General features: G+C 63.8%; 8 protein-coding genes and 1 pseudogene. 6 read left to right on the top strand and 3 right to left on the bottom strand.

What is annotated here, in order from left to right:
- Nucleotides 1–251 precede the first annotated feature (251 nt).
- The 3 genes and pseudogenes from AC1D1S_RS12890 to AC1D1S_RS12880 all read left to right on the top strand — a co-directional run.
- The gene (locus tag AC1D1S_RS12890; protein ID WP_476994642.1) at nt 252–2,876 is read left to right on the top strand and encodes a GH32 C-terminal domain-containing protein; all 2,625 of its coding nucleotides are present in this window, start codon (nt 252–254) and stop codon (nt 2,874–2,876) included.
- Nucleotides 2,877–4,071: 1,195 nt separating this feature from the next.
- Entirely contained in the window at nt 4,072–4,329 is a 258-nt protein-coding gene (locus tag AC1D1S_RS12885; RefSeq protein ID WP_439954079.1) for a glycogen debranching N-terminal domain-containing protein, read from the top strand.
- Nucleotides 4,330–4,482: 153 nt separating this feature from the next.
- Nucleotides 4,483–4,928, top strand: a pseudogene (locus AC1D1S_RS12880) (glycogen debranching N-terminal domain-containing protein); the annotation flags it as partial.
- Between the two features lie 212 nt (nt 4,929–5,140).
- On the opposite strand, the gene AC1D1S_RS12875 reads toward AC1D1S_RS12880, so the two are convergent.
- Nucleotides 5,141–6,505 carry an MFS transporter gene (locus tag AC1D1S_RS12875; protein WP_476994641.1) on the bottom strand — a complete coding sequence of 455 codons (1,365 nt, stop codon included), beginning with the start codon at nt 6,503–6,505 and terminating at the stop codon, nt 5,141–5,143.
- 116 nt (nt 6,506–6,621) lie between these two features.
- Nucleotides 6,622–10,488 (bottom strand): hydantoinase B/oxoprolinase family protein, encoded by a 3,867-nt coding sequence (locus AC1D1S_RS12870; RefSeq protein WP_476994640.1) that lies wholly within the window; start codon nt 10,486–10,488, stop codon nt 6,622–6,624.
- Nucleotides 10,489–10,986: 498 nt separating this feature from the next.
- Here AC1D1S_RS12870 and AC1D1S_RS12865 point away from each other — a divergent pair, with 498 nt between their 5' ends.
- Together AC1D1S_RS12865 and AC1D1S_RS12860 are read left to right on the top strand one after the other, a co-directional pair.
- Complete coding sequence (locus tag AC1D1S_RS12865) at nt 10,987–11,184, top strand: cysteine hydrolase family protein (RefSeq protein ID WP_243177953.1); 198 nt, start codon at nt 10,987–10,989, stop codon at nt 11,182–11,184.
- A gap of 20 nt (nt 11,185–11,204) precedes the next feature.
- Entirely contained in the window at nt 11,205–12,032 is an 828-nt protein-coding gene (locus AC1D1S_RS12860) for an IclR family transcriptional regulator (protein ID WP_476994639.1), read from the top strand.
- A 213-nt stretch (nt 12,033–12,245) separates the two neighbouring features.
- On the opposite strand, the gene AC1D1S_RS12855 is transcribed toward AC1D1S_RS12860, so the two are convergent.
- Nucleotides 12,246–12,992 carry an IclR family transcriptional regulator gene (locus AC1D1S_RS12855; RefSeq protein WP_476994638.1) on the bottom strand — a complete coding sequence of 249 codons (747 nt, stop codon included), beginning with the start codon at nt 12,990–12,992 and terminating at the stop codon, nt 12,246–12,248.
- A 680-nt stretch (nt 12,993–13,672) separates the two neighbouring features.
- On the opposite strand from AC1D1S_RS12855, the gene AC1D1S_RS12850 reads away from it, so the two are divergent.
- Nucleotides 13,673–14,452, top strand: a complete 780-nt coding sequence (locus tag AC1D1S_RS12850; protein ID WP_476994637.1) for an N-carbamoylsarcosine amidohydrolase — start codon at nt 13,673–13,675, stop codon at nt 14,450–14,452.
- The last annotated feature ends 7 nt before the right edge of the window (nt 14,453–14,459 follow it).

The raw sequence follows: 14,459 nt of genomic DNA, 5'->3' as shown, positions 1-14,459 counted from the left end.
GAGCTGCTGCGTCCAGGACCCACGGAGACGGCTGAACGGAGCCGCCTGCCGGAAATAACCCTTCCAGCCCTACCGCTGGGAGGGAATTTTCTGCTGCCCGCCCATCGCCTCGCCCGGCTCAGCCGCGCGGCGGGCGGCCTCATTCCCGCGCCGCCAAAACCGTTGACTTGTCTGACGGACATCACTTAGTGTCCTTCGCACTGACAACGTTGTCTACCGACGACGCGCGCAACGAAGGGCGAATCGAACGAATGAAGAACACGACCACCCGCAGGACGCATGCCGTTTCTGCACTGACGCTCGCGGGACTGACGCTGGCCGCGGCACTGGCAGGTTCCCTGCCGGCGTCGGCCGCGACGGGCCCCGGGGACGAACCCTACCGGCCGGCCATTCACTACACGCCGGCAAAGAACTGGATGAACGACCCCAACGGGCTCGTCTTCTACAAGGGCGTCTACCACATGTACTACCAGCACAACCCCTCCGGTAACACCTGGGGGAACATGTCCTGGGGCCACGCCACATCGAAGGACCTTGTTCACTGGCAGGAGCAGCCGCTGGCGATCTCCACCGATGCAGAGCAGGACATCTTCTCCGGCAGCGTCGTTGTGGACAAGGACAACACGACCGGTTTCGGTACGAAAGAGAACCCACCGCTGATCGCGATCTTCACCAGCGCCTACAAGGACGCCTCGCCCCACCGCGGCCTGCAGGCGCAGTCCCTGGCCTACAGCCTCGATGACGGACAGACCTGGACCAAGTACTCCGGCAATCCTGTACTGAACCGAAACTCCGCCAACTTCCGTGACCCTAAGGTCTCCTGGTACAACAAACCCGGCGGCGGAGGCTACTGGCTCATGACCGCGGTCGAAGCCCAGGATCACAAGGTCGTCCTCTACAAGTCCGCCAATCTCAAGGACTGGACCGCCCTGAGTGAATTCGGACCAGCCAATGCCACCGGCGGGCAGTGGGAATGCCCCGACCTGTTTCCCCTCGCCGTGGACGGCGACCCGAAGAACGTTAAATGGGTCATGGTCGTCAACATCAACCCCGGAGGCGTGGCCGGCGGCTCCGCCGGCCAGTACTTCGTGGGCAACTTCGACGGCACCACCTTCACCTCCGAAACCACCAAACCCGTGGCCACGCCCCCTCCCGGGACGGTCCTGGCCGGATTCAACGACGGAACTTACAACGGCTGGACCGTCAACAACGAGCCAGGAAACTGGAAGAACGGCCCATTCGGCAGCACTCCGGCAAACGGAGCCCTTYCCGGCCAGAGCCCCGTGACCGGCTTTGACGGCAGTGGCCTGATCAACTCCTTCAACGACGGCGACTGGCCGCTCGGGTCCATGCAGTCACCTAACTTCACCGTGACCGACGACTACCTGAACTTCCTCGTGGGCGGTGGCAAGCACCCCCGCGTCTCCGACAAGCTGGACAACACCCCGCCCGAAGGGGAACTCAAGTTTGACGGCTTCGAGGTTCCCGCCGGGACATCGCTGGCCGACGCCGGCTGGACCGGGACCGGCGACCTCACCCCCAACTTCCAGCCCTCCACCAGCGGCGGGGACTTCTACCTCGGGGCCAAACGGATCAACACCTTCGAGACCGGCACCGCACCGGGCGATGACCGGCAGGGCACCCTGACATCACCGGAATTCCCCATCACCAAGAATTTCATGAGCATGCTGGTCGGCGGCGGCAACCGCTCCGCGGACTCCGGACAGATCCTGGCCGCCCAGTTGCTCGTCAACGGCAAGGTGGTCCGCTCCCTGGCAGGAGACAATTCCGGAATCCTGAACTGGAAAGGCTGGGATGTCGCCGAGTTCGCGGGACAGAATGCACAGTTGCGTGTAGTTGACCAGGCCACCGGCGGGTGGGGACACCTGACCCTTGACCACGTCATGCTGACTGACGGCCCGGCCGTTCCCCGGTCTGACGAGGAATCGGTAAACCTCGTGGTCAACGGACAAGTGGTCCGCACGGCCACCGGAAACGACAGTGAAAAGCTCGACTGGGCATCATGGAATGTCAAAGAATTCGTTGGCCAACAAGCACATATCAAAGTGGTCGACAATAACCGATTCGGTTGGGGCCACATTCTCACGGACGAGTTCATGCTCTCCTCGAAACCGGCACAGTCGGCCCTGGAGACCTATGACTGGCTGGACTACGGACGCGACTACTACGCCTCCGTGTCCTTCGCCAACATGCCCGAAAACAAACGGGTCATGCTGGGCTGGATGAACAACTGGGACTACGCCAACAACATCCCCACCAACCCGTGGCGCAGCGCCATGGCCCTGCCGCGCGAAGTGAAATTGACCCAGACCCCTGAAGGGCCCCGGCTCACCCAAAGCGCCGTCAAGCAGGTCGACAAGCTGGCCCAAGAGCCAAGCTACTCAACCCCGAAGGGCATCCCGATCGAGGAGGGAACAACCCCGCTGCCCGCGGCCGCCTCCGGTCAGGTCCAACGAGTCGACATCACCTTCGCGCCGGGCACGGCCAAGAAATCCGGCATCACCGTGCTGGGCGATGGAGCCGCATCCACCGTCATCGGCTACGACGCCACGACCGGGAAGCTCTTCGTTGACCGCACTAACTCCGGCAACACCGCGTTCCACCCGGCCTTCGCTTCCATCGAGGACGCCCCCGTCACCCTGGACAAGAAGGGCTACGTCACCCTTCGGGTCTTCCTCGACCGCTCCTCAGTTGAGGTGTTCGCCCAGGATGGTCTGCGGACCATCACCGACCAGGTATTCCCCAACGCCGGAGCCGACAAGATGGCCCTCTTCGCAGAAGGCGGTACCGCCCAGCTCAAATCACTCACCGTGACACCGCTTGAAAAGGCAATGTTCCTGGCTGAAAAGAAGTGACCCAACCCGCCGCCTGACGGGCTCCCCAAGGAGCCGGAACTGAAGGGATTGCGCCCCATATTGCACCGGGCTCAATCCCTTCAGTTCGTCCATACCCCGGCGGCCGAAACATCTCAGTGCTGACCTGGCTCCAGCCGGTCAGCTGACACAACAGAAGGCTGGGGGGCGCCAGTCCTCCCCGTAGGAGACCAATCCCCGAAGAATCTACGCGTGGTTTCTGGTAGCACGGCTACCGAAAGATTGCCGAGCGCCGCTGCAACTGCTGCCGTCAACATCTGAGGTTCGACTGGTGATGCGAGACGGTCGCGGAACTGCTGTGGCTGGCGAGGCATCGGCTGGTTCATGGTCATAACAATGCTGGGGCGCCTTGCGGGTTGCTATAGCTGAGAAGTGTTTCGCTGAGCGCCTGATCCAGGGGAGGGGCGGTGACGCCGAGCCTTTTCGTGATTTGCTGCTGTCGACGAGGAGTGGAGGGTGTGAGATTCCGGCCGCAAGAGCACAACGGAGGACGGCGGGAGGTCCCGCCGTCCTCCGCAAAATGTGGCAGTCAGCGCCGTCCGGTTAGGACTCCGCACCCGTTTTTCCAGGGGCGAGACCGTAGAAGGGCGTGAACCGACCTCTGGCTCCGGGGGAAATGTTGGAAAGGACGACCGAAGCGCTCTCCGGTGCTGCCAAATGGTATCTGTTGGATTGCGGATGTTTCCGGGGGAGTCCAGTGTTTGCAGGGGTTGGAATGCAGTTCGAGTCCCACCTCGGGCACAGCAAACCCCCTCGTCAGAGGGGGTTTTGCTTTAACGTGTCAACATTGACCCTGTTCGGGTCCCTCTGACGTTTGTCGCGGCCTGTTGCTGGCCGCCGCGATGGCCTATGAAGTTATGTGGGTGGCGGGTTCAAGGTCCTGGCTGGTGGGCCCTCCGCCTGCCGGGATGTGGGGTCATGTTGGTCTCCTTTCCGGCTTGGCCTGGCAGCCGTGGTTGGTCCAGTACCTATTCATGCGGTGGGGGTGTGGTGACGATATGACCTGCGCGAAATTTCTTCGAGGTTCTTGCCTCGATTCGCTGCTTCTTGGGGCCTGGGGGAGAAGCTGGTGGCTGTTTATCCGGCCAAAGGGGGTGTGTACAGTGGCCACACCGGTGTCTAGATGACGCCGTGGCTCATCGGTGACCCTCTCGTTTCCTATTTCTACTGACACGAGGTGGAAGGTTCCTCCTTCTGCATCTCGCTGCCGAATGGTGACATCCAACCCGAACTCCCGCACGGGGTCTTCTTCCAGGACACGCGCATCCTGTCCCGCTGGAACCTCACCGTCAACGGCCAGCTGCTGGAGCCGTTGGCGGCGGAAACGAAGGAACTCTACCGGGCGTTGTTCGCCGGCCGTGTTGCCCGGCCCGGCTGCACCGTTTGTTCGTCCCGCACCGGGAGATTTGTCTCCGCAGCACCGGCGCCGGATTGAGTCGGTGGCGAGGATTCCGGTGCTGCAGATGGGCCACGGTTCCATCGAACGGACCTGCAGCGCAGCTACGACGATCTGGGCGCGCTCAGGATCGAAGACCCCGACCATCCGGACCGGCTGGTGGTCGCCGCCGGAGCGCCCTGGTTCATGACTGCGGCCGGTCTGGTGCGCTACGGTTTCGTGAAAGAAGCGCAGCAGATCGCTACGGCACTGCTTGAGGCTGCCCAGTACTCGGACGGCCGGTTGCCCGAGCTCCTCTGCGGCTTCGACCGGGAACGGTTCACCCAGCCCGTGCCGTACCCGACGGCGTGTTCGCCCCAGGCCTGGGCCGCGACCGCGCCGATTCCGCTGGTGACAAGCCTGATGCGCTACGACGCGCATGTATCCCGGGGTGGTCTGTGGCTGGACCCGGTACTGCCGGAGGCCTACGGCGACCTGCACATCACCAATGCCCCATGGCCGGCGGCCGGATTACCATCGACATTCCCGGTTCCACCACCTACGTCCAAGGGCTACCCGACGGCATGGCGCTGCACCGGGGGCACCGGCCCTGGATGACCGAACCGGTGGAACAGGCCAGGCTGCGCAAAGAACCTTAGCGGGACGAGCAGGCCCGACAGCCTTATGGCCAACTCGGCATGTCACCTGCTGCTCACCTCAGGCGGGGAGGTGGGCAGCAGCAACTGGGCCTTGCCGTCGCGGTCCACTCGATAAGGGAACCTGCCTTTTAAGTCATCGGCACGGCGAGAACTCCCTGGTCCCAGAGAGTTCCCGCCGTGCGGATGGTGTTTGTGGTGCGGGTTCGTCCCTGTCAGTCCTGGCGGACCTTGCTGGGGTCGACGTTCCGGGCGGCGAAGATGAGCAGGCCGGAAGCCAGGATGGGGAGGACGCCCCACCATAGGGTGGCGTTGATCCAGCCGGCGCCGGCGGCGAGGGTGGCGGTGATCAGCAGGCCGCCGGTGATCGCTCCGACCTGGCCGGAGGCGTTGATGATGGAGCTTCCCGTTGCCCGGGTGTGGACGGGGAAGCTTTCGCCGGTGAAGAACAGCAAGGCGGAGAAGGGGCCGATGAGGAAGAACAGCCCGGCGCTGTACAGCCCGATGATGAGCGGGAAGTTCCCGTTCGGTGCCTGGAGCATGGTGAAGAAGGAGACGGCACACAGGATCCAGCCGATCCCGATCGCGTTGCGGCGCCCGATCCGGTCGCCGAGCCAGCCGTGGAACAGGTAGCCGGCGAAGGCCGTGGCATTGGAGATGATGAGTACCAGCAGCGCGTTGTCGAACTCGATGTTCTTGCCGTCCGGTGCGGTAAGCAGCGACGTGCCGAGGATCGCGAATGCAAGGACGCCGAGCCAGTTCAGGAGGAAGGCTCCGCCGATCGTCAGTGTGGACCGCAGCGACTCCCCACGGAAGACCGAGACGAGCGGACTGGCCTTCTCCGAGACGTCGATTCCGTATTTCTCCCCGAGCTGCTGCGCCTCTTCCACCCTGCCGTCCTTGATCATCTTGTCGATCTGGTGACGGTGGGCGAATTGGGGGCTCTCCTTGAGCCAGCGTCCGGCGATGACGATGAAGACGGCGGGGATGGCGGCCACGGCGAAGCAGAGCGCCCACCCGCCGATGGGGAACAGCAGGTAGACGGACCCGGCAGCCAGGACGGAGCCGACCGGCCAGCCGGACTGGACGAGTGAGTAGATGAGACCGCGGCGGCGGGCCTTGGCGGGATCGCTGTTGTGGGCAAACATCTCGTTGAGGTAGGCCGCGTTGATGGCCTGTTCGGCGTAGCCGAGGCCGGCCAGTGAACGCACGAGGACTAAGAACACGAGTCCCAGGCCGGCCGCGATGCCCACAACCCAGCCGACAGTGGCGGTCAGCAGTGAGGCGACGGCGGCACCGACGACGGCGATCAGGATGCCCTTGCGGCGGCCGATCCGGTCGACGATCGGGCCGATCCCGAAGGCCACGAGTGCAGTGCCGGCGGTCACCCAGGTATTGATCCCCGTGGACTGGGCCGCGCTCAAGCCGAGGTCTGCGGCCAGCACCGGCAGGAGGTTGCCGAACAGGACGAAGTCATAGACGGCGAAGGTCCAGGCGAAGAAGCAAATCCAGGTGGCCAGCCGGACGTCCTTGGGCGTGACATCAGACTCGACAAATTGAAAGGTTGGGGCAGTGGTCATAACGGTTCCTAATTCACGGGGATGGTGGGATGTGATCAGTAGGGAACGAAGGGGGCGGCCTGGAGACCAGCGTCAATAACTGGCTCCAGGCCGCCCCTTTTACTGCGTTTACTGGCTTAGGTTGCGGAACTGAGCTCGGCGACCAAAACCTCGCGGCGTTCGGCGGTTGACCTCAGATCGACCGTGAGTTGGCCGTTGACCTCCTTGATGAMCACACCGTAGTCACGGGCGGCTGCCTCGACGGTCGTGAAGCCGTCCAGCACGTCCTCGAGAACCTTCAGCGGGTCCCGCTTGTGCGGGTCGCCGAAGCCACCACCGCTGGGCACGGTGATCTGCAGGGAGTCACCGGCCAGCAGTTGACGTCCGGTGACCTTGGACGGCCAGGACTCCTCGCCCGCCCGGCCGACGTTCTTCACGAGCGAGCCGTTGAGGCCGTCATGGCCGCCGAAGGCTCCCCATGGGACGTCCGACTCGTGGCGTTCACCCTCGCAGGTGATCGCGGTGTCGGTCAGGAAGGTGTTCTCCCGGACGATGCCGATGCCGCCGCGGAATTCACCGGCGGCCGCCGGCTCGGAGCGCAGTTCGTAGCGGTCGGTGCGCATCGGGAACCGCCACTCGAGCTCCTCGATCGGGTTGTTGCGGGTGTTGGCGATGAGGTTGTCTACGGAGTCCGGCCCGTCGCTGGTTGCGCGGGCGCCGTAGGAGCCCTCGTTGACCTCGAGGTAGACCCAGTACTCGCCCTGTTTCTCGTCCCATCCTGAGTAGGAGATGAAGTGGATGTGGGCGGAGTTGCCGGCGGTGACGCGCTCGGGGATGACGGGGGCGAGGGCCCGCAGGGCCAGGTCGACGGCCCGCTGTACCTGGGAGAACCGCGAGAAGGTTGCGGCCGGGTACGTGGGGTTGAAGATGGTGCCCTCCGGGGCGATGACCTTCAGCGGCTTGAGCATGCCCTCGTTTTGGGGCACGAACACGGGAAAGGCGACCTCGTCCAGGAATATCATCCGGGTGATGAACGTGAATGCCGAGACGGTGGTGCCCTCGAAAGCGCAGTTATAAGCGGTGGGCACCTGTTCGGAGGATCCGGTGAGGTCGTAGGTAATCTCGTCACCCTCGATGATCACCTTCACGACGATCGGTAGCTTCTTGCCGTAGTTGCGGCCGTCGTCGTCCAGGTAGCCGACCTCGGTCTCGTAGACGCCGTCGGGGATCTTGGCGATCTCCTGGCGCAGCATCCGCTCCGAGTAGTCGATCCAGCTCTGGCCGGCTTCGCGGACCGCGCCGAAGCCGTACCGCTCGATGAGGGCGATGTAGCGGGACTTGGCCAGCTCGCAGGCGGCGATCATCGCCTGGAAGTCGCCCTCGTTGGAGGTGGGTGTCCGGGTGTTGTTGAGGATGTGCCGGATCAGCGATTCCTGGCGGACGCCCTTCTCGGAAATCTTCACCGCCCGGAAGATGGTGCCTTCGGACTGGATGTCCTGGATGTCCACCATCAGTCCGGAGTACGCACCGCCGTTGTCGATCAGCTGGCCCGAGGCGCCGGCGAAGCCGACGAGTTCCCCGTCGTGGAAGATCGGTTCGATGATCGCGACGTCGGGGGAGTGCGTGGCGCCGAGGTACGGATCGTTGTGCAGGATGATGTCACCGTCGTGGATGTCGTCGCCGAGGACCGAGATCACACCCTTGACGATCTTGGGCATCGAGCCCATGAACATTGGCGTGGAGTCGGACTCGGCCAGCACGTTGCCGTCCTTGTCGAAGAGCCCTGCACCGAGGTCCTCGGACTCACGGATGATCGAGGAGTAGGCCATGCGGAAGAGCACCGATGCCATTTCCTTGGCTGCGGAGTTCAGGGCGCCGCCGATCACGCGCATCAGGATCGGGGTGGCCAGTTTCTCGGCGCTCTGGGTGGCGGCCGGGCAGTCGATGACGAGGTTGCCGGCTGCATCCACCGCTCCGGAGAATCCCGGAGGAATAACTGTGGTGGAGTCGTACTGCTCGATGATGGCGGGGCCGGTGAAGGTGATTCCCACGCCCATCCTGTCGCGGTCGTAGAAGCCGGTGTCCAGGGTGACCGGCTTGCCATCCTGTTCGAAGGTCACCGGGCGGGTTTCCACCAGGGCGTCATCGAGGGAACCGGACTTGATCGCTTCCGGCGTGGGCAGGTCATCCATCAGGGCGCTGGCCTCCACGCGGATGTTGATGACTTCCACGGTGCCGTTCTTGAAGCGGTGCCCGTACTCCTCGAAGTGGGCGTCGTGGAAGGCTGCCTCGGCCATTTCCAGCCAGGCCTGGTTAACCGGTCCGGCGGGCGCAGTGAAGCGGATCTCGTACCCCTGGCCCTCGTAGCGCGCGTCGGCGAGCCATTCGAGCTTGCGGCGTCCGGCTGGCACATCCTCGGCATCGAGTTGGGCGTTGGCCTCGCGCTCCAGTTGCTCATAGGAGCCCTGGATGGCGGCGGGGTCTGCGCTGGCGAACGTGAACCGCTTGGTGGCGACGAACTCATACTTCTCGTCGGTAGCCAGCAGGCCGGTCGCAGCCATGATGCCCGGGTGGGCCGGGATCAGCACCTTCGGGACCTCCAGCTCCGCGGCGATCTCGCAGGCGAACAGTGCGCCGGCGCCGCCTGCCGCGACGAGGGTGAAGTCACGTGGATCGTAGCCGCGGCGGACGGAGTTCTGCTCGATCGCCTGGGTCATGCCGAACTTCTGGATCTGCAGCGCGCCAAGGGCGGCCTGGTCCACGGACATGTTGAGTTTTTCCGCCAGACCTTCCATGGCCTTTCGGGCGCCATCGAGATCCAGATCCATGCCTGAGCCTGCCAGGACGCGGTCAGGGCGCATACGCCCCAGCAGCATCTGGGCGTCAGTTGATGTCGGCTCCGTCCCGCCGCGGCCGTAGCAGACCGGGCCCGGGACGGCGCCGGCAGACTGCGGACCGACGCGGAAGACCCCGCCGGCGTCGACGTAGGCGATGGAGCCGCCGCCTGCGCCGATGGTGTCGATGTCCACCATTGGGACCATGGCCTGGTGGTCGCCGATCTTGGTGTCCAGCAGGTGGCGCATGCGCAGTTCACCCTGGTAGGCCACACCGATGTCCGCTGAGGTCCCCCCAATGTCCAGAGTGACCACGTTCTCGAAGCCGGACTGACGGCCGGCCCACATGCCGCCGATCAGGCCGCCGACCGGTCCGGACATCATCAGTGTGACGGGCCGCTTCGCGGCCTCCTTGATCGGGACCATACCGCCGGAGGACTGCATCAGCAGGATCTCCCGCTTGTAACCCAATCCTTCTGCCTGCTCCTGCAGGCGGTAGAGGTAACGGGAGACCCGGGGCCCGACATAGGCATTCAGCGCCGTGGTGGAAAACCGCTCATACTCCCGGTACAGGGGCACGATGTCACTGGAAAGGGACAGGTAGGCTTCGGGGAACTCCTCCGCGACAATCTCCCCGATCCGCTGCTCATGGGCGGGATTCAGATAGGAGTGCAGCAGGCAGACGGCGATGGCCTCGACGCCGGCCGCCTTCAGCTCGCGTACGCGCTCACGGACCTCGCCCTCGTCCAGGGGAACCAAAACGTCGCCGTTCGGTGCGGTGATGCGCTCCTTGACCGTGAGCCGGTGACGGCGCTTGATCAGAGGCTTTGTCTGCCAGGGCAGATCCTGCTGGAGGGAGAAGTTATGCGGCTTCTTGTGCCGGGCGATGTGCAGGATGTCCCGGAAACCCTCGGTGGTGATCATCCCGACCTCCGCACCGGTGTGCGTCAGCGCGGTATTCGTGGCGACCGTGGTGCCGTGCACCAGCTGGTCGATCTCCGAAAGCGAGACCCCGGCCTTTTCGCAGAGCTTTATGATGCCGTTGATCACGGCCTCAGACGGGTCGTGCGGGGTGGAGGGAACCTTTTCCACAACGGCGATGCGCTGGTCGTCGTCCGAGAAATACAAGTCGGTGAATGTACCGCCGACGTCTACTCCGATGCGCTTCATAAGGGGGTCCTTTCGAAAGTTTGGTTCAGGACTGGGTTGAAGGGAAAGACGGGGGGCCTTTCGGCCGGGCCCGAATTCACCCGGGATTGGAGCTAGTCCGCTGGGCCGGGGGTCCGGTCCCGCAATCCGATGTGCCGTAGCTCACATCGTTGCTTAGAAAGCAATTTAGTTCCTTTGCGAACAACACGCAATGTTTTTGACGTTCATTTCTTGGGACTTCCCCTTTTGCGTCAGGGGACGTGCGCCTCCCTACGAGTTGGAGAGCAGCTTGCGGAAGGATTCGGCAAGGCTCTGCCAAGCAGGGTGGGGAGGGGGCGCGGTCGGTTTTTGGACTGCTGAGAAAAAAGGGTTGCATGTTGCAGAACTATCGGCTACGGCACCCGRCCGGCCGTCATCCACATCGACATGGCCAACGCCTCGACCCGCCCGGGCCGCCAGTTCTCCTCCTCGATGTGAACCTGCCGTCCGACATGGGCGTGTGGTCCCAAAAGATCCCGGTTGAGACCCTGGACGATCGCCAAGGGCTTCCGCCCGATCATCGTCAAGGAGGCCGTGGGCGACCGCGTGCCAGGAGTCGCGGCGTGGAACCTGTTCGATATGGACTCCAAGTTCGGCGACGTGGAGCCGCTGGAGACTTGTCCTCCGACGAGAGGTTGGATGGGCACGCCGTACGATGGCTACGGTGACTGCGCGTAGCGCCTGGAGAGGGAGAACCCATGCTTGACCCACAAACAACCACTGACAAACCGCAAGGGGCGGCAGCATCGCTGCTCAACGGTCTTACCGTGCTCGAAGCCTTCTCCGTCGCCAAGCGTTCCCTCCTGGGCGTCACGGAGATCTCCGAGCTCGTTGGGCTGCACAAGAGCACGGTCTCCCGGATGCTTAGCGGCCTGGACGAAGCCGGTTACGTGCAGCGCGACGAGGAAACAGGGCGATACCGCCTCGGGCTCGGGATGATCGGCCTGGCCGGACCACTGCTGGCCGAGCTTAGCGTCCGCCGTGCCGCCCTGCCCCACCTCGAAGAACTCACACAGGCCACCGGCGAGACGGCCGCGATCGCCGTCTGGAACGGCAGCAACGCGATTGTCGTGGAACAAACGGCTTCCACCCACCAGGTCAAGCACAGCGCGGCGATCGGSACGCGCTACAACAAGTTCGCCAGTTCCTCAGTCCGCGTGTTCCTCGCCGAACTGCTGCCCGAGGAGACCGACCGTCTGCTTGCCGACCGTACGGTCCTGCGGGAGGGCTACCTCGGTCTCGAAGACCCGGCCCACGAACAGCTCGTCGGCGTGCGTGACGACGGATTCGCCGTCAACGACGGCGAGACCACTTACGAGGAATACGGCGTGTCCGCTCCTGTGCGGGACTACCRGGGCGAAGTCGTCGGCTGCATCACAGCCAGCGCGCCCCGATCCCGAGTGCAGTACATGCAGAGTCAGTCGATCCTGCGCGAAGCCGTGCTAGAGGCCGCGGCGCGGGTGTCTACACGGTTGGGCCACCTGCCGGGGAAACAGATCCAGGTCGCTGACGGCGCTGTTGGCTGATCCGAGCAGGAGCCGATGGGCCTGCGAGCCGTGATCCTCGGTGGTTTGCCAGAGCAGGGACCGACGGAACCTCGAGCAGGTCCACCCCCTCGAAGTTGGCATCTGCTCCCTCTCGGAAGACTTTTTCCAAGTGCGACAGCGCGGTCAAGCGTCTCAATCTGAATGCGGTCGAAGACACGATGTTGCCGGCCTTCGCCTTGCCGCGTGGGTGAATCACCCCGGAAGCGGGGCCGCCCAGCCCAAGCGGGTGGATACTTCCGAGGCAGCCTGTTGTACGGCTTGAACCAGAGCATCCTTGGTGGCGTGCTTGTGCACACGGGAACGGGGGGCGGATGCAGTGATGCACCCAACCACCTTGCCCCGGTAATCCCGAACCGGAGCGGAGACCCCAAACTCCTCCTCCGTAGTCGAGCCGTCGTTAACGGCGTATGCCTGACGGGCRACTTCCTGCAGGTGGGCGGTGTGGTCCAAAGGCAAACCATCTCCTGCCGTGCGTAGTATCTGCCCGGATTCGATCAGTTCCGTCGCGAGAGCCGGCGCCAGGTCCGCCAGGAAAATCCGCACTGAAGAGCTCTCGAATTTGTTGTACCGGGTTCCGATGGTGGCAGTGTGTTTGACCAGATTCGGGCTGGCGACCTGCTCCACGACGATGGCCTCGTGACCATTCCAGACCGAGATAGCGCTGGTCTCTTGGGTGCTTTCGGTTAACTTCTCCAAATACGGAACCGCAGCACGGCGGACATCCAGATCCGCCAGCAAAGGGGCGGACAACGCGAGGAGGCCCAGCCCGAGCCGATACCGTCCCGTCTCCTCATCCCGCTGGACATATCCAGCTTCTGTTAGACCGCTAAGAATGCGTGAGACCGTGCTCTTGTGGAGGCCAACACGCTGAGCAACCTCAGTCACGCCAAGAACCGGACTTTGAACGGAAAAGGCTTCCAGGACAGCAAGACCGTTCAACAGTGACGCCGCAGCTCCTTGGACCTGCCCGTTGTCATGCCTCGGCCTGCCTGCCACCTTCATCCTTTCGCGCTACGTGACTATCCCGCCACTCTTTGGGGCCATCATATGCCGCAATCTGTACCCGCCTCACTGAGGTTGTCAGTTCCACACTGCGGACGTGAGATTAACGAACAGAAGGCCCGCCTTGGCGGGCCTTCAAAGTGTTCCGCTCAAACTACATCCGAGCTTCGGCAGGCTTCCCTGCTTTTGCCTTGTCCCGAAGGGATCGGCTGCCTTGCTAGCAACATAGTCACAACAGGAGCAACGCACGTAGGCCTACTCTGCGCTCTATCCACCCGGCATGCCTGACCTGGCGGGCCGACGATGTTGCTCGTGGAGCAATGCGAGCCTCAATAGAGAAACCGGCGGATAGTGTCATCGCGTGGCACGAATGTTTCCGCCGGGAAAACTGCGGACGCCTCAGCCCGTGTTGCTGGGGTGGGCGGGCCGCGAACCGGACCCTCGCCGGGCTGCCGGAGTGACGCACTCGCCGATGCTCGCCCTATCGAGAAGTTGGTCCGCTGGAGATGCAGACTCCGGGCACCTCTGGTGGTGCGCCGGTTCGTGCGCTACAGTATCCAGTACAGCAACCTCGTTGCTAGCTTAGAAACACAAAAGCCGAGAGAGTGGAGAGAACCATGACAACAGAGACAGCGACGTCCAACGACATCGAAGCCCGTCTTGCAGCAGTGCTGGAGGAGGCGTTCGAAGCAGGCACGGGCATCTACAACGAGCGAGGCTTCAAGCGTCGGATCGGCTACGGCAACCGCCCCGCCGTCATCCACATCGACCTCGCGAACGCTTGGACCCGTCCGGGTCACCCGTTCAGCTGCCCGGGCATGGAGACGATCATCCCGAACGTCCAGCGGATCAACGAGGCCGCGCGCGCCAAGGGCGTCCCGGTCTTCTACACCACGAACGTGTACCGCAACCGCGACGCCACCTCCGGGACGAACGACATGGGCCTGTGGTACTCGAAGATCCCCACGGAGACCCTTCCGGCGGATTCCTACTGGGCGCAGATCGACGACCGCATTGCTCCCGCGGAAGGCGAGGTCGTGATCGAGAAGAATCGCGCCTCGGCGTTCCCGGGGACGAACCTCGAGCTCTTCCTGACCTCCAACCGCATCGACACCCTGATCGTGACCGGTGCGACCGCGGCCGGGTGCGTGCGCCACACCGTCGAGGACGCGATCGCCAAGGGCTTCCGCCCGATCATCCCCCGGGAGACCATCGGCGACCGCGTCCCGGGCGTCGTGCAGTGGAACCTCTACGACATCGRCAACAAGTTCGGTGACGTGGAGTCCACGGATTCGGTGGTGGAGTACCTGAACCGCCTCCCGCAGTTCGAGGACACGGTCCCGAAGACCCTCTCGGATCCCCAGCCCGAGGTGGCGACCCCCGCGGATCCGGCCTAAGCCGCAC

Source organism: Arthrobacter sp. P1_A5 (genome assembly GCF_056406825.1).
This window is presented reverse-complemented; position numbering and strand designations above follow the sequence as displayed.

Coding starts and splice junctions, on each gene's coding strand:
- AC1D1S_RS12875 (WP_476994641.1), bottom strand. CDS start 6,505: ATGACCACTGCCCCAACCTTTCAATTTGTCGAGTCTGATGTCACGCCC.